This is a genomic window from Pannus brasiliensis CCIBt3594, from assembly GCF_036688125.1.
GTDB classification, from domain to species: domain Bacteria; phylum Cyanobacteriota; class Cyanobacteriia; order Cyanobacteriales; family Microcystaceae; genus Pannus; species Pannus brasiliensis.
In genome coordinates, this window is sequence record NZ_JBAFSM010000002.1 from 111,233 (window position 1) to 133,982 (window position 22,750).

General features: G+C 53.5%; 23 protein-coding genes, 1 tRNA gene and 1 pseudogene. 14 read left to right on the top strand and 11 right to left on the bottom strand.

The features are described 5' to 3' along the window. Window positions 1–52: 52 nt before the first annotated feature. Complete coding sequence (locus tag V0288_RS01780; RefSeq protein WP_332863287.1) at window positions 53–247, top strand: hypothetical protein; 195 nt, start codon at window positions 53–55, stop codon at window positions 245–247. A gap of 222 nt (window positions 248–469) precedes the next feature. Here the strand turns inward: V0288_RS01780 and V0288_RS01785 are convergent, their stop codons facing one another. Next, a complete protein-coding gene (locus V0288_RS01785) occupies window positions 470–1,834 on the bottom strand; it encodes a family 10 glycosylhydrolase (protein WP_332863288.1) in 1,365 nt (454 codons plus the stop codon). Between the two features lie 258 nt (window positions 1,835–2,092). On the opposite strand from V0288_RS01785, the gene V0288_RS01790 reads away from it, so the two are divergent. Continuing rightward, window positions 2,093–3,211: a linear amide C-N hydrolase gene (locus V0288_RS01790; protein ID WP_332863289.1), complete on the top strand. Its 1,119-nt coding sequence runs from the start codon at window positions 2,093–2,095 to the stop codon at window positions 3,209–3,211. 194 nt (window positions 3,212–3,405) lie between these two features. On the opposite strand, the gene V0288_RS01795 is transcribed toward V0288_RS01790, so the two are convergent. After that, window positions 3,406–4,389 (bottom strand): ABC transporter ATP-binding protein, encoded by a 984-nt coding sequence (locus V0288_RS01795; protein WP_332863290.1) that lies wholly within the window; start codon window positions 4,387–4,389, stop codon window positions 3,406–3,408. A 134-nt stretch (window positions 4,390–4,523) separates the two neighbouring features. Next, the gene (locus V0288_RS01800) at window positions 4,524–5,105 is read right to left on the bottom strand and encodes an HdeD family acid-resistance protein (protein ID WP_332863291.1); all 582 of its coding nucleotides are present in this window, start codon (window positions 5,103–5,105) and stop codon (window positions 4,524–4,526) included. Between the two features lie 247 nt (window positions 5,106–5,352). Here V0288_RS01800 and pgsA point away from each other — a divergent pair, with 247 nt between their 5' ends. Next, window positions 5,353–5,871 carry a CDP-diacylglycerol--glycerol-3-phosphate 3-phosphatidyltransferase gene (gene pgsA / locus V0288_RS01805; protein ID WP_332863292.1) on the top strand — a complete coding sequence of 173 codons (519 nt, stop codon included), beginning with the start codon at window positions 5,353–5,355 and terminating at the stop codon, window positions 5,869–5,871. Window positions 5,872–6,146: 275 nt separating this feature from the next. Then, window positions 6,147–7,109, top strand: coding sequence for a calcium-binding protein (locus V0288_RS01810; RefSeq protein WP_332863293.1), 963 nt, complete (start codon window positions 6,147–6,149; stop codon window positions 7,107–7,109). A gap of 35 nt (window positions 7,110–7,144) precedes the next feature. On the opposite strand, the gene V0288_RS01815 is transcribed toward V0288_RS01810, so the two are convergent. From V0288_RS01815 to ribH, 4 genes are all read right to left on the bottom strand, one after another. After that, window positions 7,145–8,392, bottom strand: coding sequence for a glutamate-5-semialdehyde dehydrogenase (locus V0288_RS01815; RefSeq protein ID WP_332863294.1), 1,248 nt, complete (start codon window positions 8,390–8,392; stop codon window positions 7,145–7,147). Window positions 8,393–8,401: 9 nt separating this feature from the next. Continuing rightward, entirely contained in the window at window positions 8,402–8,809 is a 408-nt protein-coding gene (locus V0288_RS01820) for a hypothetical protein (RefSeq protein ID WP_422661865.1), read from the bottom strand. Window positions 8,810–8,948: 139 nt separating this feature from the next. Further along, window positions 8,949–9,020, bottom strand: a tRNA-Gly gene (locus tag V0288_RS01825). 65 nt (window positions 9,021–9,085) lie between these two features. Next, window positions 9,086–9,661 (bottom strand): 6,7-dimethyl-8-ribityllumazine synthase, encoded by a 576-nt coding sequence (ribH, locus tag V0288_RS01830; protein WP_422661866.1) that lies wholly within the window; start codon window positions 9,659–9,661, stop codon window positions 9,086–9,088. An 11-nt stretch (window positions 9,662–9,672) separates the two neighbouring features. Here ribH and V0288_RS01835 point away from each other — a divergent pair, with 11 nt between their 5' ends. Beyond that, window positions 9,673–9,810, top strand: a complete 138-nt coding sequence (locus V0288_RS01835; RefSeq protein ID WP_332863296.1) for a hypothetical protein — start codon at window positions 9,673–9,675, stop codon at window positions 9,808–9,810. A gap of 129 nt (window positions 9,811–9,939) precedes the next feature. On the opposite strand, the gene psbZ is transcribed toward V0288_RS01835, so the two are convergent. Then, window positions 9,940–10,128 (bottom strand): photosystem II reaction center protein PsbZ, encoded by a 189-nt coding sequence (gene psbZ, locus V0288_RS01840; protein WP_332863297.1) that lies wholly within the window; start codon window positions 10,126–10,128, stop codon window positions 9,940–9,942. 233 nt (window positions 10,129–10,361) lie between these two features. Between psbZ and V0288_RS01845 the strand changes: the two genes are divergently transcribed. After that, entirely contained in the window at window positions 10,362–13,073 is a 2,712-nt protein-coding gene (locus tag V0288_RS01845; RefSeq protein WP_332863298.1) for a CBS domain-containing protein, read from the top strand. Here the strand turns inward: V0288_RS01845 and V0288_RS01850 are convergent. Together V0288_RS01850 and V0288_RS01855 are read right to left on the bottom strand one after the other, a co-directional pair. Then, window positions 13,070–13,231: a hypothetical protein gene (locus tag V0288_RS01850; RefSeq protein ID WP_332863299.1), complete on the bottom strand. Its 162-nt coding sequence runs from the start codon at window positions 13,229–13,231 to the stop codon at window positions 13,070–13,072. The genes V0288_RS01845 and V0288_RS01850 overlap by 4 nt on opposite strands. A 108-nt stretch (window positions 13,232–13,339) precedes the next feature. Next, window positions 13,340–13,630, bottom strand: coding sequence for an RNA recognition motif domain-containing protein (locus V0288_RS01855; RefSeq protein ID WP_332863300.1), 291 nt, complete (start codon window positions 13,628–13,630; stop codon window positions 13,340–13,342). Window positions 13,631–14,243: 613 nt separating this feature from the next. On the opposite strand from V0288_RS01855, the gene V0288_RS01860 reads away from it, so the two are divergent. The 8 genes and pseudogenes from V0288_RS01860 (at window position 14,244) to V0288_RS01900 (ending at window position 21,953) form a co-directional block, all read left to right on the top strand. Continuing rightward, window positions 14,244–14,912 (top strand): hypothetical protein, encoded by a 669-nt coding sequence (locus V0288_RS01860; RefSeq protein WP_422661867.1) that lies wholly within the window; start codon window positions 14,244–14,246, stop codon window positions 14,910–14,912. Between the two features lie 219 nt (window positions 14,913–15,131). Then, window positions 15,132–15,686: pseudogene (locus V0288_RS25040) on the top strand (hypothetical protein). Window positions 15,687–15,793: 107 nt separating this feature from the next. After that, window positions 15,794–17,572, top strand: a complete 1,779-nt coding sequence (gene pyk, locus V0288_RS01875; protein WP_332863304.1) for a pyruvate kinase — start codon at window positions 15,794–15,796, stop codon at window positions 17,570–17,572. A 356-nt stretch (window positions 17,573–17,928) separates the two neighbouring features. Then, complete coding sequence (locus V0288_RS01880; protein WP_332863305.1) at window positions 17,929–18,423, top strand: gluconokinase; 495 nt, start codon at window positions 17,929–17,931, stop codon at window positions 18,421–18,423. A 30-nt stretch (window positions 18,424–18,453) separates the two neighbouring features. Continuing rightward, complete coding sequence (locus tag V0288_RS01885) at window positions 18,454–19,269, top strand: HEAT repeat domain-containing protein (protein ID WP_332863307.1); 816 nt, start codon at window positions 18,454–18,456, stop codon at window positions 19,267–19,269. Beyond that, the gene (locus tag V0288_RS01890) at window positions 19,269–19,904 is read left to right on the top strand and encodes a HEAT repeat domain-containing protein (protein ID WP_332863308.1); all 636 of its coding nucleotides are present in this window, start codon (window positions 19,269–19,271) and stop codon (window positions 19,902–19,904) included. Before V0288_RS01885 ends, V0288_RS01890 begins: the two co-directional genes overlap by 1 nt. 54 nt (window positions 19,905–19,958) lie before the next feature. Then, window positions 19,959–20,732, top strand: coding sequence for an ABC transporter permease (locus tag V0288_RS01895; RefSeq protein WP_332863309.1), 774 nt, complete (start codon window positions 19,959–19,961; stop codon window positions 20,730–20,732). Between the two features lie 282 nt (window positions 20,733–21,014). Beyond that, window positions 21,015–21,953, top strand: coding sequence for an ABC transporter ATP-binding protein (locus V0288_RS01900; protein ID WP_332863310.1), 939 nt, complete (start codon window positions 21,015–21,017; stop codon window positions 21,951–21,953). On the opposite strand, the gene V0288_RS01905 is transcribed toward V0288_RS01900, so the two are convergent. Next, a complete protein-coding gene (locus V0288_RS01905) occupies window positions 21,923–22,717 on the bottom strand; it encodes an aldolase/citrate lyase family protein (protein WP_332863311.1) in 795 nt (264 codons plus the stop codon). The two genes, V0288_RS01900 and V0288_RS01905, sit on opposite strands and share 31 nt — an antisense overlap. Window positions 22,718–22,750: the final 33 nt, after the last annotated feature.

The window sequence follows — 22,750 nt, forward strand, 5'->3', positions numbered from 1 at the left end:
TTCAAAGGATACGCGTTCGACGATAGAGATAACGAATTCGAGGACATCTTTTATGAATCTACAGCCTAGCACTCAAGCCCAACCTTCCCAGACCGCGATCGCGCCCGCGGTGCCGATCGATACAAACTCGCTCCTCGATCGCCCGGAGTCGCCGACGGCCATTATCTTAGCGATCGCTGTCCTGCTCGTCCTCGGCGTGCAGGCCATGACCGGACTGATCGAGGTGATCCTGCGATCGCGAAAGTAACCGAAACAGGGGCGATGGTGATACCTTTCCGGATAGATCCCGATTAATTCACCGCGCCCCGTGTGAATAGTTGTCCGATCGCTTCCTCCTACGAGGTACGCGCGGACGGGGAATTACTAACCTGTGAACCCGCGACCGTTTTACCGATAGCCCAACGGTATTTTCTATTTTAACGATCGGGCGAGGTTAACGTACATTATCTCCTAGATTGACATCGACCAATCACGGAGTTTTTAACTTGGTAGAGGCGAGGTTCGCGACGTTTTCGGGATCACTGGAAAAGGGGAAGACAAAAATATTTTTAATCTTCGGGTTTTTCACTAATTCGGGTAGATGTTGTAATTGTCGATCGGTGATCGCGATTCCCGAGTATTGTCGGGCGTATTCTAGTTCCTGCCGATAATTATCGTCATTATAGGCTTGAATAAAAACCCGATCGATCCCCCATTTCTGCCAATCCGCGTCAAAATATTTTTTCGCCCAATAAGGATTATGATGGCAAATATCGAAAGATACAGAAGGATTCGCTTTTTTCATCGACGCGATCATCTTTCGTGCGAATCGGGTTAACTTTTCGGTGCGATCGACCTGTCCCGGTAGTTCCGCGTGATAGCCTAAATAATCGTCCCACTGCACCGCGTCGATCGTCGGGTATTTCCGAACGAATTCCGCCACGATCTCGGGAAATAAACGGGCGATTTCTGGTACTTCCACATCTAACACGTAATGCTCGATTCCCGCGTAGGTTCGATCGACCCCCGGAACGAGCCATTTCCGCGCGATCGCCCGCTCGTAAATCGGGCTATTTTTATCGATTTTGATTCCTTTCTCGAAGTAGGCGTGAACTTGCATTCCCTGTTTATGTGCCTCGTCGAGTAACCAATCTAACCATCGATCGTTAAATTCGTTGGGACAACTCCGATAGCCTAAAATCCGGGCGCTAACCTCGCTATCGTACATCGTGCAACCGTTCCCCCACACCCCTTGAACGATCGTGTTAAACCCTCGCGAGCGATAGAAACGAACTCTCTCGCGGATTGTTTGTTCGTCGGCATTATTCGTAATTTGATAACGGCTTAAATAAATGCCCCGGATGGGTTGTTTCTGTCGGGAAATCGGGCGATCGGCCGGGGTCGATCGAGGACTGGCGATCGGTTTCGGGGCTACCTTTGTATCGATCGGTTCGGGAGACGGGGAAACGGGCGATCGGGTGGGATCGCTCTCTTTCCCTAACGATCGGCTCGCGGGTTGTCCGTAAGTGTCCCGGCCGTCAGTAGGGGTCGGAGAAGGGGAAGGAGCGGCGCTATCGACTTTTTTCGGGAGTAAATCTACAATGCCCGCGCCGGTTTCTCTCGCGGTATCAAAAGTGTTTTGAACTAATACTTTTAAATCCCGACCGATCCACTCCACATTAGGAGACCGGGGGGAGGAATCGGTAGATGGGGGAGGCTCGGGGGTCGATCGAGTGAGAGAGCCTTTATTCAACGAGAAAAACGGCGATTTACCGAAATTATCGGCGAAAAGATATTGAAAAAAGATACCCAGCGCGGCACCCGTTACCAAGAAACCTAAAAATGATTTGAACATCTCGTTTTTCGAGGACAGATCGATCGATAGAGTCGAGATCGACCGTCTTCTTCATATATAGCTCCAATCCGTCCGAGCGGGTTTCCAGAAAATTTTTCCCTTTTCGGGAATAGACGATCCGCTCGATCGTTATTCTAAATTGACGGGCGATCGGTCATTCGAGCCTAAAGAGCGGTAAGTGCCAGAATCTGAAAAAATACTAACGATCGGGAACCCCGACGACAGAATCCGATTAACTGATAGCGGAAGGGAAACAGGATGTACAATATCGAGCCGGATTCGATCGCTCGACCTCTCAAGCAGGATAGAAGTTATAAAATGAAAGAAAAATTCTTGTTCCAAGCCTTACGCGGTGCTTTGGCCGCTTCCCTGTTAGGTTTCGTTTCGTTACCGCCCGCTCTCGCCTGTAGCCGAATTCTCTGGAATAATAACAAACTCGCGGTCGTGGTCGGTCGCACGATGGACTGGCCCGAATCCACCGAGCCAATCCTGACCGTACTCCCGCGGGGTATGAAACGTGACGGCGGCAAGCTCGGCTCTACGGTAGTGGTGAAGGAGAATCCCGCTAAGTGGGCATCGAAATACGGTAGCGTCGTTACGACCGTTTACGGGATCGGTACGGCCGACGGCGTGAACGAGAAAGGCGTGGGAATTCATATGCTGTACCTGAACGCGACCGATTTCGGGCCGCGCGACCCGAGTAAACCCGGTGTACACGCCGGACTCTGGGCGCAGTATCTTTTAGATAACGCGGCGACCGTTAAAGAAGCGATCGAACTGCACCAAAAAATTCAGCCCATCATGGTCGAGGTCAACGGTCATAAATCGACCGTGCATCTGGCGATCGAGGATGCCACCGGAGACTCCGCGATTATCGAGTACATCGACGGCAAACCGGTGATCCATCACGGCCGCGACTACCGAATCATGACCAACGATCCGGCCTACGACCAACAGTTAGCCCTCCTGAAAAAATGGGATTTCTCCGAACCCAGTAGTCAAACTCCCCTACCGGGTAACGTTTCCGCGACCGATCGCTTCGTCCGCGCCACCTATTTCCAAGCGCTACTACCGGAACCCAAAAATCAACGGGAAGCGATCGCCGGTGTCCTAGCGGTCGCCCGGAATGTTTCCGTTCCCTTCGGCGCGCCCTACAAGGGTTTCGGGATTTACAATACCGAATACCGCACGGCGATCGATCTTACCAACAAACGCTATTTCTTTGAACTCACCACCTCTCCCAACGTGGTTTGGGTCGATCTCTCGAAAATGAATTTAACAACCGGCGCGCCGGTAATGCTCCTGAATCCGGATAATATCGCCCTCTCCGGGGACGTTTCGAGTCAATTTACTAGAGCGGCGAAAGCGCCGTTTTAATTGTCTGTTTGCCGATCGTCTAGCGCGGGCGATCGGTAATATTTCCCTCTCGATCGAGCCGGAGAATTAATTATCGTAATGAAACCGACAGGAAACGATTAATATTTCCCCGCCACCATCTCTATATACTCAACGATGTCCCTCCGCACTCCGTCGCGACCGATAGCCGAACTCGCGCTTTCCTGTTTCGTTTCCTAATTCACCGCGCCCCGCGTGAATAGTTGTCCGATCACTTCCTCGATCGGTGGGTCGTTTACACTCAGATCTAATACTTCAAAATTAGCCAGAATTCGCGATACCGTCGCCGTTAACTTTTCCCGCGGGACGAGAAAACGGGCTTCCTGCCCCTCGATCGCCTGAATCTCCCCGAACTCTTCCAATAAATCCCGACTCACCGAATGTCCGAATTCCACTTTCACCTCGCGACAGGGAGCGAATTTTTCCAATAATTCCTCTAAATCCCCGTCATACATCAATTGTCCCTGATGGATCAACAGCACCCGTTTACAGAGTGCCGTAATATCCGCCATATAGTGACTGGTGAGCAGAATCGTCGCCTGATAGCGTTGATTGTACTCGCGTAAAAAATCCCGAACCGCCACCTGCGCGTTCACGTCTAAACCTAGCGTCGGTTCATCGAGAAACAATACCCGCGGGTGATGAATTAGCGCCGCGAGTAATTCCGCTTTCATCCTTTCCCCTAACGATAATTTCCGCACCGGTTGGGTTAATTTTTCCCCCAGCGAGAGCATTCCCGCGAGTTCGTCCAAACGTCGATCGAACACCGTTTCCGGAATATTATAAACCGCCGCGTTAATACGCAGGGAATCGAGCGCGGGCAGATCCCATAGCAATTGTTGTTTCTGCCCCATGATCAGGCTCATTTTCTCTAAAAAACCCGCCTGACGACGGAAGGGAACGTATCCCGCCACCCGCACCGTACCGCTAGAAGGATGGATCAACCCCGTCAACATCTTCAGCGTGGTGGTTTTTCCCGCGCCGTTGGGGCCGAGAAAACCGACGATTTCCCCCTCCTCGATCGAAAAAGAAACCTCCAGAACCGCTTTCACTTCCCGATAAACGCGACGGAAAAAATGCGCGATCGTTCCCTGTAATCCCGGTTGTTTGACGGCGACGGGATAAATCTTACTGAGATTCTCGACGGTAATAATAGCCATACAACGGAAACGGAGAGAGCATTTCTATCTTACTGAAACGCGCGGGCGATCGAGGGGAAAAGGGACAAGGGGAAGGGGGAAAGGGAAAAGGGAAAACACTACTTTTCATCCCCCCATCTCCCCGTCCCCGAAAACTATGCCCCGGTAGCCGAGGGATCGCGATCGGGCATTCCGGAAATCGATCGACCGTTCAACGACATCATCACCCGCGAGATCCCCGTCACCAGTACACTCGCGCCGACAAACGTACCCAGCAACCAGGGCGCGTTAAACGGCCACTGGAACCAGATCAGTAAACCGATAGCGATCGTGACCAGTCCGTTAATCAGCGCCCACGTCCAGTTATGTTCCGGACGGAGACGGAAGGCGAGAATTAACTCGAACGTCCCTTCCGTGAGCAGGAAAGCCCCTAAAAACAGGGTTAGCGTCAGAATCCCGTTGAAAGGGTTGAAAAATAGCAGAGCCCCGGTCAGCACGTAGAGAACGCTGAGGAGGATTTTCCAAATAAAGCCCCCGCGCTCGCGCGTTTGGAAGGCGTAAGCGAATTTCGCCCCTCCCGCGGTGACGAGCATTAACGCGATCCACGCTTCCACTACCAGCGTCGAGAAGTTCGGGAGAACGATCCCGATGATTCCCAGCACGATCAGCGCGACACCGATCCATAAGGGTGAATTCGGGGCTTTTTCGGGCAGATTCTCGGAAACATTGGTGGTCATGAAATTTTCCCCTGGAGAAAGTACAGCTTAAATTCAGGCTAAAGAATTTTCGCGAGCGTCACCAGATTCCCCGGACAGACGCGCGGGGGGGAATTTTTCTTGTCGATCGCCCCGCTATCTCTGACAATGGGGGATGGACAGACGAGAGAAAACCTGTCGCCCTTCCAGGAGAAAAGTACCGCGTGGGAGTACAAGCTTTCGCCCCTCCTGCCTCCTGCCTCCTGCCTATTGCCTCCTCTGACCCCCGATGAATATCCCCAACTGGATCACCGTTTCGAGACTGTTAGGACTGCCGTTGATCCTTTACTGGTTACATCAGGATAGCGAGATCGATCGATGGTTGAGTTTGACGGTGTTTCTCGCGGCCGCCAGCACCGACTGGCTAGACGGTTATCTCGCGCGAAAATTAAACCAGATTACCGAACTCGGCAAGTTCCTCGATCCCCTCGTGGATAAATTACTCGTCCTCGGGCCCCTTCTCGCCTTGATCGAGATCGGTTCCGTTCCCGCGTGGGGGGTGTTTCTCATTCTCGGCCGGGAACTGGCGATCGCCGGTTGGCGCGTCAACCCGAATTTAACAGGAAACGCTGACATTCAAGGAGCGAACTGGTGGGGAAAAATCAAAACCGTCTCGCAAATTGTCGCGATCGCGTTTTTAATCGCTCCTCTGCCCGATTCTTACGGCCCGATCGGTTCGATCGCTTTCTGGCTTTCGGTCATTCTCACCCTAGTTTCCGGTGTGATTTATATAACACCGAAAATGTGATTTTTTTGTTAAGTCGAGAGATCGTTGATTTATTCTAAAAAAAATTCACGAGTTTTTGGAATTGATAATCCCACCTTATCAAGACATCTCACGAGACGGAAACCTAAAGCGGGACGAATTTTCGCGGATAGTTACGGATAGGGAAAAGTTGATGACCAATGGCTTCCCGCTAGATCGGAGAAATCACGGTTGTTATCTTACAATGAAAACGAGAGGATCACCAGAGAACCTAGTGCCTTCCCTTCAGCAAAGACGTTATTCAAGGAACGATCGAAATGGTTAATATTATCATCTCCGCCCCTCTTGGCCTCACGGGTAACACCACGGGTTATACGATTAACGCCCCGACCGCTTCAACCATCGGTGCTTATATGACCGATCTCGCCAATGTCAAATTAGCGGTCTCCATCCCCCAATCAGCTATTATCACTTCAGGCCCGGCGGACACCAGACGGATTTTTTCCTCGATGGGAAGAACTACCGGGGTGGGTACTACTTGGAGATTCCGTAACGGGGTCGGACAGTCAGATGTCGCTTCCGCGACCCTATCCGCTTACGGTGGAGGGTTCAGCGAACAGTATTTTCTACCCACGGGTATGGATACCTTCATTACATCCACGGTTATCTCGGGTTCCGCCACTCATCTTCTCAACTTTCCAGGCTTTAGCAACACGAAAGCGGCGGATAACCGCGCGGTAAGCTCTATCTACACGATACAAGCCGCGGATACTTTCGAGCTTAGAGGCGCGGGTGGCGCCGATATCCTCAACGGCGGCGATCGGGTCGATACTTTAATCGGGAACGCGGGTAACGATACCCTCACGGGAAACGCGGGAAACGATATCCTTACCGGGGGAAGTGGTTCCGATACCTTCGTTTTCACCGATACGTTTCAAGATTCAATTACGGATTTCACGAACGGTACGGGAGGAGATGTATTCGGGTTTCGTGGGGGCGTGGATTACCTTGATGTTCCCGCCCCCGGCACGACCCCGACCCTCGTAGACGCGGCAAATGCCCAAGACGATTCCAGCTACATCGTCGTTGATTCCCTCGCGAATATTCAAGGTATAGCTTCAGAGTTCTTTTTTCTTCGTTTCGCCTACGCGACCGACCTCAATCAGCTTCTCTACTCCTCGGATGGGTTTGGCACTATCGAGACGATCGCCAATGTCACTAACCTAGCACCCAATACTATAACGACCTCATCAACTTCTAACTTCGCTTTCGTCGCGTGAACTCTCCGGCGCGTCAACCCCGGCGCGCCCCCTCTTTACCCCTGTACCACCTGTTTCAGCGTGGTAAAGGTTTCTAGATTAATTAACCCCCGGCGCTGTCCTTTCTGATTGGAAACGCCTAGAAACACCGATTCTCCCTGTTTGGGATTGCGGGAAAAGCGCGGGGAAGAGTTGATGTACAGTAGCGCGCTATCGGTTTCCATCGCGAACTGACGGCTCTCGCGATAGGACTCGGTAACGATACAATCGGCGTGGCCACTACTGTACTTATTGATCCAGGCGATCGCGTCGCCGAGATTATCCACCAGTTTAAACGCGACAATTTTTTCTAAATAGGGCCGATGCCAATCGTTATCGTTGGCCAGCGTCAGGTGATCGGGAAAATCGTTCGTTAGCACCGCGTCCCCCCGTAATTTAAACCCTTTCTCCTGCAAGCTATTAAACAAGCGGATCAGCGACGAGGAATTCTGATGCGGGCTGATCAGTACCTTCTCGATCGCGTTCACCGGGTCGGGTACACTGGCGTGACTATCGATAATCACCTGCCGGGCCAACTCCAGATCCCCGCTAGGCGACCAGTATAGATAACAGTTTCCCATCGCCGCCCGCAGTACCGGAACCGTGGCCAACTGACTCACCTGACCGATCAGGCCGGGACGACCGTAGGGAACGATCAGGTTGACGTACTGTTCCTGGGTGACTAATTCCTCTAGGGAGGGATTGCCATCGCAGGGCAGACCGTTGACACAGCCGGTCGGTAATCCCGCCCGCTCTAACGCCTCCTGTAAAATCTCGATAATTACCGCGTCGGAATGACTGGACGAACTGGAACCCCTCACGATTAAACTATTACCGCTTTTCAAGCAAAATGCCGCCGCGATGGTTCCCAGTTCCGGAAAACCCTCGTAGATAAGAGCGATAACGCCCAGGGGCATCCGTTGACAGTAGGTTTGCGAGGGGTTGAGTTGATCGACGGCGTTGATCACCTGTTGTAAGGGGTCGGACGCTTTGGCCAGTTGCTGTAAAACCTCTACGGTGGTTTCCAGACGTTCGGGGGTCAGTTTCAGCCAGCGGATCATCTGTTCGGAAACCGCCATTTCCCGACTTACCTCAAGATCGAGGGTATTGGCTTCGAGAACCCGATCGAAACTCGCTTTGAGTCCGTCGGCCATCGCGATCACCCCGCGATCGCGTTCGTTCCCGTGGAGTTCGCCCAGTCTCAAGAAAGCTTCATAAGCTTGTTTGACCGTCGCGAGGGGACTTTTCGGAGAGTTAGCGATCATAGGTTCCGTTTAGCGTCGATAGGCTAACCAAAGGATGAGCGCGGGCAAAATAACTAATAGCATAACCAGAATCGCCCCGAAAATCACGCCCACGTTCGGGGGGGACTTGAGAATCAGCGGGAGCCAGACGATCGACAGTAACAGCAGAATCCCGAGAATCACCGGCAAAACGCCCTCTTCCAGTCGTTGATTCCCGTTCACCCAACGGAATCCCGTCCAGCGCCACGTCCGCTTATAGGGATAGTGGGAGGATAACTGCTCGATCGTCTGTCCGTTTTCCTGGACGACAAAGATCTGCTGACAGCGATCGCATCCGAACGCCTCGGTCAGAATAATCGGCTGAAGTTTCCCTTTCCGACGGCACGGACAGGGATATTCTTGATTTTGATCGATCTTCACATATTTCTGCGGTCGCACGAGCTAAATTTGCTAAAACAGGATAAAAAACAGTATCTAGTCTATTTTTAGAAAATCTCTGGAGAATTTCTATACCGATCATTACCCATGTTAATGGATTCGATCGGAATCTTCATCCTCTCTTTAGTATTCTTTGGGAAGCGGGCAACGCGATTCGAACGCGCGACATTCACCTTGGCAAGGTGACGCTCTACCACTGAGCTATGCCCGCAAATTTCATACTTTTTTTAGTATCGCCCGAATTCCCGGATCTGTCAAGAAAGTTTTTCGATCGATTTACTCGACCTCGACACTTTTAAGACGCTGGGGTTCGCCGTCGCGACCGGTACCGGGCAGGACGGGAACGACATTTCCCCCGTTTTCCCCCTCCTGGTGGCGCAATTGACGCATGAGACTGGCCATTTCCAACGCCGACAGCGCGTAATTCCAGCCCAGATTGCTCTTGATGCCGGCGCGCTCTAAAGCTTGCTGGAGGGTATCGGTGGTGAGAATGCCGAAAATCACGGGAACTCCCGTCTGGAAACCGGCCGCCGCGATTCCCTTGGCCGCTTCCGCCGAGACATAATCGAAGTGGGGCGTTTGACCGCGGATAATCGCCCCCAGACAGATCACCGCGTCGTAGCGATGGGATAGCGCTAACTGACGGGCGACGAGAGGCACTTCAAAACTGCCCGGAACCCACACGTAATCGACCTGTACACCATCGGGATCGACATCGATGCCGTGACGCTTGAGACAATCCTGACAGCCGGATAATAGCTTATCGGTGACGAGATCGTTAAAGCGGCCGATCACGATCGCGAAACGCAGGGCAGAAGTATCCCCCGCGAAGGTTCCCTCGAATACAGTCATGAAAATTACCCTTGTTGTCGTCAGGAGGCAGGAGGCAGGAGTCAGGAGTCAGGAGGCAGGAGGCAGGAGGCAGGAGTCAGGAGTCAGGAGTCAGGAGTCAGGAGTCAGGAGTCAGGATTAAAAAACTTAAAATCCACAAATCTGGTTAATTCTCTATTTTTATCGAGAAATCTGACACTTTTTCTCGTGATCTTCTTTTCTGGCCGATCGAAATTTTGCCGGATTCGGAGTGTCGGCGATCGATCTCGAACCCGGATCGATCGCCAGCCGACCCTCGGTTAGATGACCAGAAAGTTCAAGATACCGACGATGATCACTAAAATCGCCCAGATCCCGGAGCCGAGATACAGCAGGGGTTTGGACTGATCCCAGTTTTGGGGCGAAGCGTAGGCAACGGGAACCCCGATCACCATCAGTAACGAGAATAGAACGAGCGCGATGAGAAAAAACTGGAAGATGATAGACATCGTTCGGTTCTCCTAAAGCAATTGATATTAATGAATTCTCTCTGATATAGTACCCTACCAAACTTTGCCCCCTAGCGCGAGAAAAAGGTGAGAGTGGGGGGATGGGGGAGGTGAGGGAAATGGGGAGGTGAGGGAGATGGGGGAGATGGGAAAGATATGATAGAGAGAAAGAATTTGATTTCCTGGCTCCTGGCTCCTGCCTCCTGCCTCCTGACTCCTGACCCCTCGAACCAATGGACTTAATTCTGTGTCATCAAACGGCGGATTTCGACGCTTTGGGAGCGGCGGTGGGGTTGTCGCGGTTGAAGGCCGGGAGTCGGATCGTGTTGACGGGGGGAGCGCACCCGACGGTGAAAGAGTTTCTCGCCCTGCATCGGGACGAGTTCCCGCTGATCGAACTCCGCAGTGTTAACCCGGAGACGATCCGATCGATCGCCATCGTCGATAATCAGTGGCGCGATCGTTTGGGAAAGGCGGGGGAATGGCTGGATCTGCCTCATTTACAGGCGATCGAGATTTACGATCACCATCTCGACGGTCGATCGAGTTCGGATATTCCGGCCACGAGCGTTCAAGTGGAGGCGGTGGGCGCGGCGACGACGCTGATCGTGGAAGCTCTGCAAAAAGAGGGTATCGAACCGAATTCGATCGAATCTACGGTGATGGCGCTCGGAATTCACGTCGATACGGGATCGCTCACCTTCGGGGGGACGACGGCGCGGGATGTCTACGCGCTGGGCTGGTTGATGACGCGGGGCGCGAACCTGAAAACGATCGCCCGCTACTGTGAACCGAGTTTTTCCCCGCGACTGCAAGAACTTTTCGGCGAGGTGTTGGAAACCGTGGAAACGGAGACGGTGCGAGGCTATAAAATCGCCCGCGTCCTCCTCACCACCGAAGATTTTATCCCCGGTCTATCGGGATTGGCGGAACGTTTGATCGATCTCGCGGACGCGGACGCGCTCCTGTTCGGTCACACCTACTCGAAAGGCGAGGAAGAAAGCGCCCGGCATCGTCTGACGGTGATCGGTCGTTCCCGCGTGGACGGGGTGAATTTAGCCACCTTATTCGCTCCCTACGGGGGTGGGGGACACCCGCGGGCGGCTTCGGTCAGTTTTCGGGACGTGGAACCGATCGAACGGTTACACGAGCTTTATAACGGTTTACTCGAACAGATCCCCCATCCCCCGACGGCGCGGGATATCATGTCCTCCCCGGTGCGTACCATCCGTCCCGATACCTCGATCGAACAGGCCGAGCGCGTCCTTTTCCGTTACGGTCATTCGGGCCTATCGGTGGTGGACGAGAGCGATCGACTGGTGGGGGTGATCTCCCGTCGCGACCTCGATCTGGCTCTCCATCACGGTTTCCGTCATGCGCCCGTGAAAGGATACATGACCCGCGACCCGAAAACGATCGCCCCGGATACCTCCCTCCCGGACATCGAATCGCTGATGGTGACTTACGATCTCGGTCGTTTACCCGTCCTCGATAACGGTCAACTGGTGGGGATCGTCACCCGTACCGATGTTCTGCGGCAGATCCACCGGGAACAGAAAACCCGTTCCGAAGCGAGTTACCCGCTGATCTCCTGTCTTCTGCCCTCCCTACAAGCCCGGCTCGCTCCCGTTTTCTGGGAATTCCTGCGATCGGCGGCGAGCGCGGCGGAAAAACGGGGCTGGCATCTGTATCTCGTCGGCGGCGCGGTGCGCGATTTACTACTCGCGGAAAACGCGGGAACCCTCGTTTTACAGGATATCGATCTGGTGGTGGACGGTTTCCATCGATCGACGGACAGCCGCGCGGGGGTGGAACTGGCGGGCGATTTACAAAAGCTGTACCCGGAGGCGCGGGTTTCGATTCACGGGGAATTTCAAACCGCCGCGCTGTTATGGCACAAAGACGAACGTTTCGGTTCGTTATGGGTGGATATCGCGACCGCGCGCACGGAATTCTATCCCTATCCCGCCGCGAACCCGCAAGTGGAATCCAGTTCCATCCGTCAGGATCTCTACCGCCGCGATTTCACGATTAACGCGCTGGCGGTACGCTTGACCTCGCCGAGACCGGGGGAGGTGTTGGACTTTTTCGGGGGAATTCTCGATTTAAAATCCCGGCAGATCCGGGTATTACACGCGAATAGTTTTATTGAAGACCCGACGCGCATCTATCGCGCGGTACGTTTCGCGACGCGGTTGGGATTCTCGATCGAACCGATGACGGAGGGCTATATCCGCTACGCGATCGAGAGCGGGGTGTTCGATCGATCCCGCGGCGAGAATCTGTCCGTTCCCGCGCTGGCGACGCGATTGAAGGCGGAATTAAACTATATTCTGGAGGCGGATTACTGGAAAGCGGCGCTGAAATCGCTCGCGGCTCTAGACGCGCTGAAGTGTTTACACGCGGATCTCGTTCTCGATGGCGCGCTCTGGTGGCAGGTTCGTTACGCGAGTCGCTGGTTACATTTTTCCCGCGTCGAACCGCCGTTAATTCCCTGGTTGACGCGTTTAGAGGTATTACTCGCCAGTTTACCCGATCGGGATCGACGGGCGATCGCCCTGAATTTACAACTACCGAAGGATAGTATCGAACGGTTAGGGCAGTTAGACAACGCGGAGAGGGAAATCGCCGCTCGTTTGCCCGAGTTACGAAGACCGAGCGAGATCGTCCGTTTTTTACGGGCTTATAAACCCGGACTGTTATCGCTCGTCGCCGCGCAGTCCGCGAGGGAGATCCGATCGATCCTCTGGCGTTACCTGAGTCGGTGGTCGAGAGTTCGCGCCCCTCTCGACGGTAACGATCTCAAGGCGATGGGATACAAGGCGGGGCCGCGGTTCGGAGAGATTCTAGACGCGCTCCTAGCCGCTACCCTGGACGGGAAGATCGGCGATCGAGAGACCGCGATCGCTTTTCTAGCGCGATTTCCCGCCGCTACGCGACGTTAGGTGTCGGCGGCCCCTTCATTCTCGTTGGATTTGTTACGCTCTCCCCCGAAACGCCCTCTTCCTTTGGTATTATTCCGAGAGGAGGACGCTCTAAATTGACGGGCGTAGGCTCGGTTGCGCTCGGCTTTTTCTTTTTTGAGATTACGACGTTTGGCCACTCGTTTTTCCTCGTGTTAGACGACAGGTAAATCGGAAAGCGATCGCCGCTTTCCGAGGGGAACGCTGAAAGCGGGCTAGGGAATTATAACCGATAACCGGCTCGAAATTTAGAATCTCCGGTCGCGATAACCGCCCCCGTTAAAGGAGCCTTTGTTCTCGCGCTCGCGGGCTTGATTGACTTTCAATTGCCGCCCCATCCACTCGGCCCCGTCGAGGGCGGTGATGGCGGAACTTTCTTGGGAAGCGGATTCCATTTCCACGAAGGCGAAGCCGCGTTTGCGACCGGTTTCTCGATCGATGGGGAAATGGACGCGTTTAACGGTTCCGTACTCGGTGAAAACTTCTTCTAAATCTTCTCGCTCGACCTCGAACGGGAGATTACCCACGTAAATTGACATAAACTGTATCCTCGTGAGGACGTGTAACGGTAAATGTGTAGAGAACCAAGATTTCGGGGACTAGCTGAACCAATACAAAACAGAAACGACTATAAACTCTAATTCGTTTTAATACTGACAACGAACTCGAACGCCGACTTTCATTCTCGATCGCTATTCTAACACGCGGGTTCGGCCCGGTTCTCGAACCGCTCCCCTTCCCGGGCCGCTCCCGCGCCGTCGGGCGGGTCTTCGGGGGAAGTTCTCGATCGCCCGAGGAAAATCTATTTCTTTAGATAGAGGGAGGGAAAGGGTCTCGCGATCATTGACTGATTCTTATATTCATGATACTAGAAGAGGTAGATAGCTGTATCGTTACTAACCAATGAGATAGGTAGCCGTCCGGGCTAGAGAACCGAACCTCGGGAGAACGTTCCCGCTATCGAGAAATCCATCCAAATTTTCAATGGCATCGATAGAAAATCCCCCGGATTCTCTTCGAGCGATTCGCCCTTCGTTCCCCGAGCCGGGATCGAGAAACGTTCCCGATATCCGGAGAAAGTCCGGGCGAATCTAGACCATCGGCGAGGTTACTTAGATTACCCCCATCGACCGACCCGTTTTCTGGAAGCTCATGACCGCGATCGTTGAAGAGATAACCCGTATGCAGATAACAACCATTCTGAACCGGTACCGATTCGAGATGCGAGGGTACAACACTCAGGAACTGCTCGATCGGTGGTTGCCGACGTACTCGCTCGACTGGATTCGTATGGCGGTACTAGAAGCCTTGTACCGGGGACGTTACAAGGCGATCTCGGTGGAAGAGATCTTGAAAACCTGGCAGAAACGGGGATACCCCACCTACAATTTCACCCGTGAATTCGAGCGTCTGGTGTGTAAGAATCTGCCCGGCGGGGCGATCGAGTCGAACGAACCGATCGGAACGGTCGAGACTCCCGCGCCATTGGTCAGAGGCAAGCGCGAGACGGACAAAGTAGCCCCACACCCGAGCGAGACCGCGCCCCTCCCTCTCACCCCCTTAGAACGCCCGGTTTTCGACGATCCTCGCAAGAAAATGAGCGATATCGGCGAATTATTTTCTAAATTGACCGTGGAAAGCGAGATCGTTACGGGAGAGAGCGAGAGCGACGGTAACGAGAGCGAGGGCAACGGCAAGGAAACGAACGGGGCGGACGGGCCGAGCGGTCCCTCGATCGACCAATTTATTCCCCTGTTAGACGGCTCGGAATTGTATTCTAAATTAAAGGCCGTGGCTCGATCGGGTTATGGCGATCGGTAAAATTCGATCGGGAAAATTCTCGCTCGATCGACGCTAATTCGTGACCGGAAACCGACGGTTTACAGTCTCCCTTTTCAGGGGAAAAGTTTTCGCCCGGAGATGGGGAAATTTTTCGGGGGAAAAGGCCACCGGAAAAGGGAAAAGAGCTTTCTTAAGCATTTCACCTTTTCCCTCTCTCACCTCCTGCCTCCCGCCCTCTCGGACGTTATCGCGATCGATATGACCCGTCAATTTCACGATCGATTCGCCAAGGATTACCTAGAGGAATTATTATCGCCTCTCGGAACGGTGAAAACGAGCGAGAAGGTGAAGGGGGAGATACGGGAAATCGATGTTCGGTTCGAGCCGGATTCGATCGGTCTCGCGCGAGATCTGCCGTTAGGGTTGTTCGGAAAAATCGCGGTCACATCCTGTTCGATCGAACCTTTCCGTAATCCCCCCTCGGAAATCGAAATTCGCGGTTGTTCGCTCAAATGATACGCGGTTCACGGCCATCTCATCCGAAAGGCGAAACGGGACAGGGGAGCGTATTTCCTGCCGAGTACCCTGAAGGCGGCGATCGTCGTTATCCAGTGGAAACAGAAAGGCACGATCGAGGGACAGCGATCGATGATCGCCGGCCTTCTCGAAGGACGGTTCGGAACGCTCGACGCGGAAATGTCGGGTTTGGTGGACGAGATCGCCCGAATGCCTTTACCGGAACCTTCCCAGTTACTGCTGTCCCTGATGGATTTATCCCGCGAGGACTGGTTAGCCCTGCTGAGAGCGAATTAATCGATCGACGGAAAGATTTAACGGGAAACGACCGGCCATTCGTGAGAAGATGGGCGAAGGTATTCCCGGCGCTATTCTATTGATCCGGCTTATTTTTACTCTCGTCTATGCACTCATTGTCTTGCCCCCGTCGCACGAAAATTGTCGCCACGATCGGCCCCGCCACCCAGAATAAAGAAACACTACGCCAGATGATCAAGGCGGGGGCGACAACGTTTCGCTTGAATTTCTCCCACGGCGATCACGACTATCACCGCAACAGTATCAACCTGATCCGCCAGTTAGCCTTTGAACTCAACCAACCGGTCGGTATCCTGCAAGATCTCCAGGGTCCGAAAATCCGTCTGGGAAAATTCGGCTGTGGTTCGATCGATCTCAAACCCGGCGATCCCTTCATCCTGACCTCGCGGGACGTGGAGTGCGATCGGGACATCAGTTCGATCAGCTATCCCTATCTCGCCCAGGAAGTGCCGTCCGGTTCGCGCATCCTCCTCGACGATGGTAAGGTCGAGATGCGCGTGGAATCGGTCGATCCCGACCAAGGGGATCTGTACTGTCGCGTCGTCGTCGGGGGCGTGTTATCGAGCAATAAAGGGGTGAATTTCCCCGGTGTCTATCTCTCGGTAAAAGCGCTCACCGATAAGGATAAAGAAGATCTCATGTTCGGTCTGCGCTGGGACGTGGATTGGGTCGCGCTCAGTTTCGTCCGCAATCCCCAGGATATTTTAGAGATTAAAGATATTATCGCGAGCGCGGGGAAATCCACGCCCGTGATCGCCAAGATCGAGAAACACGAGGCGATCGAGGAGATGGACGCGATTCTCTCCCTCTGTAACGGGGTGATGGTGGCCCGCGGCGATCTCGGGGTGGAATTACCGGCCGAAGACGTGCCGATCCTGCAAAAACGCCTGATCAGCACCGCGAATAAACTGGGAATCCCGATTATTACCGCCACGCAGATGCTCGATAGTATGGCGACGAATCCCCGTCCCACCCGCGCGGAAGTGTCCGACGTGGCTAACGCCATTCTCGACGGGACGGACGCGGTGATGCTCTCCAACGAGACCGCGGTGGGGAAATACCCGATCGAGGCGGTCGCGACGATGGCGACGATCGCCGAACGGATCGAGCGCGAGCAGATCAATACTCCCGCGGTCTCCGGCGGCAAACAATCGATCCCCAACGCCATTTCCTCCGCCGTCAGCCAGATCGCCGAACAGTTAGACGCGGCGGCGATTATTACCCTGACGAAAACGGGAGCGACGGCGCGTAACGTCTCCAAATTCCGCCCGAAAACGCCGATCCTCGCGGTAACGCCCCATCGGGAGGTCGCCCAGCAGTTACAGCTAGTCTGGGGCGTGAAACCGATGTTATTGATGGATCTGCCCTCGATCGGCCAGACGTTCCAGGTGGCGATGAATCTCGCCCAGGAAAATCATCTACTCGCGGACGGAGATCTGGTGGTGATGACGGCCGGAACTCTACAGGGGGTAGCGGGTTCGACGGATCTGGTGAAAGTCGAGGTCGTTAAATCGATCCTCGGGACGGGAACGGGAATCGGTCAGGGAGCGGCCAGCGGTCGCGCGCGGGTGGCTCACGCGGCGCGGGAAGTGGGCAGTTTTAACCCCGGCGAGATCCTCGTGGTTCCCTCCACCAGCGCCGAATACGTGGAAATGATGCGAAAAGCGGGGGGAATTATCACGGAAGATCCCTCGATGAGCAGTCACGCCGCGACGATCGGCTTAAAGCTGGGAATTCCCGTGATCGTCGGCGTGCAGGACGCGACGAAAATCATCCGCGAGGGGGTGATTATCAGTCTCGATGCCAAGCGCGGCTCGATCTACTCCGGCGCGACCGCGAGAGTGGCTAATAACGGCACGAGTTGAGCCGGGAAGTCAGAGGAGTCAGGAGTCAGGAGTCAGGAGTCAGGAGGAAATAATATTGTAATTCCATCTCCCTAGCTCCTCATTTCTGCATCTCCGCATCTCCTCGCAAAAACTTTTCCCGTCTCAAGAGGCTTGTAACCCGTTGGTTTCGGGTCAAGAACCTCGATCGATCTCCTGCAACCGTGAGAATCGAACGTCAAAATCAACTCGAAACTTATTTTTTCAGATATATTGGTTGAAAATAGGAATTTTTTACTTTTACAAGCTCTTTACTTCTTCTTTATCCTCCTGGCTCCTGAATACTGGCTCCTGTCTCCTGTCCCAACCAAAAATTTTTGATTTTTGCAGGAAGTTTGATGATTTGCGTCCTCATGGGAGTATCGGGATCGGGAAAATCGACGATCGGCCAGTTACTCGCGGAGCGTTTGGGCTGGCCGTTTTACGACGGGGACGATTTTCACCCGATCGCCAATATCGAGAAAATGCGTCGCGGCATTCCCCTGACGGACGCGGATCGTCTGCCGTGGTTGAACGCGCTACGGAAGAAAATGCGGCAGATCGATCGGGACGCGATCTTCGCCTGTTCGAGTTTAAAAAGCGGTTATCGGGAGTATTTACGGGAAGGGGTTGCCGATATCGTCTGGATTTATTTAAAGGGCGATTATTCCCTCCTCCGGGAAAGAATGCGGGGGAGAGAGGGGCATTTTATGAAGGCGGAAATGTTGCGATCGCAGTTAGAAACCCTAGAGGAACCGACGGACGCGCTGATTCTGGAGATCGATCGATCGCCGGAGGAGATCGTCGGGGCGATCGTCGATTTTCTGGAAAAGCGCGACCGCGAACCGCGATAAAATCGGGAGAGCGAAACGTGATCCCGAACCATGAGCGATTCCCCTTCCCCCCCGAACAACGACGCGCCCGCGATCACCGTCGAACAGGCGATCGCCAACCTCCGACAGACCGAGGACTCCGGCGCGAGATATTACGCGGCCTGGTGGCTGGGACGCTTTCGGGTGCGGGAGGACGGGGCTATAGACGCGTTAATCGAGGCGTTACGCGACGAGATCGATCGAACTCCCGACGGCGGTTATCCCCTACGTCGCAACGCCGCCACCGCGCTGGGAAAACTAGAGAATACCCGTTGTGTTCCCGCGTTGATCGAGTGTCTTTCCTGCGAGGATTATTACGTGCGCGAATCCGCCGCCCAAGCGTTAGAAGCGCTGGGAGATAAACGCGCGATCGAGCCTTTAGTTAAACTACTCGACGGGGGAATCGAGGCGGCGGTTCTGGTACCCGGAAAACCCCATCTCGTACAACCCTACGAGGCGATTATCGAGGCGTTGGGAACCCTGGGAGCGACGGAAGCGATCGGGCTTATCGAACCCTTTCTAGAGCATTCCGTCGAAAAAGTCCGTTACGCCGGCGCGCGCGCCCTCTACCAGTTAACCGGACGGGCGGAATACGCGGAAATTCTGGTTAACGCCCTGCGGGGAAAAGAATTACAATTGCGCCGTTCCGCTTTAATGGATCTGGGCGCGACCGGCTATCTACCCGCGGCGGGATCGATCGCCGGCACGTTCGCGGAAAATAGCATCAAACTCGTCTCTCTCAAAGAACTTCTCGAAACTCACCTCCGCGCTTTCCCCGATTCCCAACAGGGTCGAGAGGTGCTGGATTTAATGGATAGCTTGCTCTAATGACCACATCGACCACCGTACAAGACCTCATCCACGCCGTCGAAAAAGCGGACTCGGCTCAAAAACTCACGCTCGCCGTCGTCAATTTAGCCGCCCTCCGCGATAGCGCGGCGATCCCTACCCTGATCGACGTGCTGAGATACAACAACCCCGGCGCGGCCGTGGCCGCGGTCGAGGGTTTGATCGCGTTGGGAAAAGTCGCGGTTCCCCCCCTGCTCGAACATCTTGACGGCTACAACTACGGGGCTAGAGCCTGGGCGACGCGGGCGCTCGCGGGTATCGGCGACCCGCGGGGATTGGATCTATTACTCGACGCGGCGGTGAATGATTTTTCCTTTAGCGTGCGTCGCGGGGCGGCTAGAGGCTTGGGACGGATTATTTGGTCTGATTTGGAGGAAAGTCGGATTAAAGAGGCTCAAGAGGCGGTTTTTCGGGCGTTGGAGGGACTTTCGCGCACCGATCCGGAATGGGTGGTACGGTACGCCTCGATCGTCGGCTTGCAGGGGTTGGCGGAATCGGTCGTCGAATTCCGCGGGCGGGCGATCGAACTGTTAGGACAGCTTCGGGAGACGGAGAGCGAGATCGTGATCGTCGCCCGGATCGATCGCTCTTTGGAACAGTTAACGACTGCCTAAGTCAAAGGAAAACGGTATAATCTGTCGGAAAAGATCTATTCCGAACGAACTTGTATGAAATATTGGCGAGAAACGATCGCGATCGCGGGTCGAATTTTGGTGGAATTAATTCGGCGCGGCCGTAGTTTGGTTCTCTGGGCGATTTTCCCGATCTCGGTTCTCCTGCTCAACGGCTATATTATGTCGGGAAAAGGCAATATTCCCCTTTCTGAAGCGATGGCTCTCGCCTGCCCGCCCACTCTGGTCGGGGCGGCTCTTTTCTTTAGTTGTTTGGGCGGGACGGTGGCGACGGTGGTAGCGGAACGAGAACAACAGACCCTAAAACGCCTATTTCTGTCCCCGTTAAGCGGGGTTTCCTATTTCGTGGGGATTTTTCTCGCGCACAGCGCGATCGCGGTCTTTCAGACGCTGTTAGTCTATTTCGTCGCTTCGGGATACGGGGCGACTTTCAAGGGGTCGTTTCTCGGGGAATCGGTGATTATTTTTCTGAGTGTGGCGGCTTATGTCGGGTTAGGGTTTATTCTCGGCACGAGACTGGCGAAACGTACCGAGGATGTCAATTCTCTCGTGGGATCGTTCGGGGTTCCCTTGTTGATTTTGGGCGGCGTTTTCCTGCCGACCGCTTTATTCCCGAAAGAATTAGTCGATCTGGCGCGTTTTAACCCGATCTATCACATGAACGAGGCACTGATCGCGGTTTGGGCGAAGGGAGAAACGCTACAGGAAGTAAGCTCGCATTTTCGTTTCCTGTGTATCTTCGCGCTGGTAACGGTGGCGGGGGGATGGTTGACCTATCGACAGATGTTACACCTCGAACGAAGATTGTAAGTTATAGACACCGTTCGTCGGAAGATCCGAGGGTTTCCCGTTGATTTTTTAGCCCTTCCGCGTTTACATTACCTATAGCACTAAGCTTTCAGTTTCCTGCTAGAAGTTGACCGATCGAAGGTAACAGGCTTTTTCTCTGTATTAACCGAAAGCCGTAGCGCTAGGTCATCGCTCTCCCTACACCTTACATCCGCTCCTAGCGGCTCTTCTAAAGGTTGAAAAGCTTATTCGCCGTTAATTTCATTAACTTTAAATTTCAACAATTTTGTCAATCTACTGAGAATGCTTCAACTTAATAATGTTAGAAAACGCTACGGAAAACGTCAGGTTTTAGAAAATTTAAGTTTCCAGATCGAATCGGGGGAAATTTACGGTTTACTCGGTCCCAACGGCGCGGGAAAAACGACCACGATCAATTTAATCTGTAATTTATTAAAGCCCGATTCGGGGAAAATCACTTTTAATAATCTACCGATCGAACGGGTTACGAAGGCATGGATCGGGGTCGCGCCACAGGAAAATTTACTCTATAAATCTTTAACTTGCGAGGAAAATCTCGATTTTTTCGCCCGGATTTACGGCTTGGATAATCAGAAACGTCGCCATCGGATTAAAACCTGTTTGAACGCGGTGAATCTGCTCGATCGAGCGAAAAGTCCGATCGAGACGTTAAGCGGGGGAATGCAGAGACGGATGAATATCGCGGTGGCGATCGTCCATCAACCGAAGTTATTAATTCTCGATGAACCGACGACGGGTTTAGATATCGAGTCCCGTTATGAAATCTGGGATCTAATCGAGCAGTTACGGGAACAGGGGATGACGATTTTATTAACCACCCATCTCCTCGATGAAGCGCAACGTCTCTGTCAATCGATCGGCATTTTAAAACAGGGTCGAATTATCGCCGAGGGCAGTTTAGCGCGCTTGCGTCAATTGATTCCCGCGCGGGAACTGATTACCCTCGATACGGAGGATACCGCGACGGCGATCGAACGGGGAATCGAATTAGGTTTCACCCCGAAATTTTACGGTAAGGTATTAAATTTTTGGGTATCTAAGCCGATAGAATTCAGCGAGATCGTTACCGCTTTCGAGGGAATCGAGATCCGATCGCTATCCCGACAATCGATACAGTTAGAGCATATTTATATCGAAGTGATGGAGCGGGGAACGATCGAGGATTACGATTATAACGCTCCCTCGATCGAGTTCCGGTAGCGCTCTTCAAGAGTTGCCAGACGCGCTTCATCCTGCCGATCGATCGCCCCGTAATAATGCTGTTTATTTTTCAACCAGAGAATCTCGAATTCGAGGGCTTTCTGAAAAGCTACCGCGGGATTTTCTAACGCTTCGGGAGCGCGAAAGACGACCTTACGGGTTTCAAAGCGATCGATCTGCCCGACGGGAAAGGTTTTCAAAAACGGTAAAGAGAGAAAAGAAATTCCACCCCCGATCGCTACTTCCAATCCCGCCGTTTTCGCTTTTCCCGCCATTTCTAACGCGAGCTTTCCGATAATTTCTCCCTCGACCTCTTTCGAGGATAATCCCATCGATCCCGCTAGATCGGAACGTCCGATCACGATACCATCGAGCGCGGTGATTTCGGGAATCGATAGCATCTCGTCCAGGTTTTTAAACGCGGTGATCGTTTCTAAATTGACCGAGAATTTTACCCCGCTCTTTCGCGCGAAAACGGTATCGATCGCCAGAAGATATTTCTGTAACGCGTAGGCGGTTTCGACCATCGGCGCGACCACTCGATCGACCCCCAGATCGATCGCCTCGAATAAATCTTTAATCGCCCCACACCCCCCGATTTTTAAGGTAAAATCTAACCCCACTTCCCGGCTGATTTCCCGGAGACGAGAGGCTTCCTCTAACCGAGTTCCTTCCGTCTCGAATTCCGCTTTCACCCCGATGACGTGATATCGTTCTCGAAGTTCATCGAGAAGTTCGAGCATCCGTTTTTCCGTTCGATTCATATTCGCGATTTCTGATGTAGAACCCTATCTTTC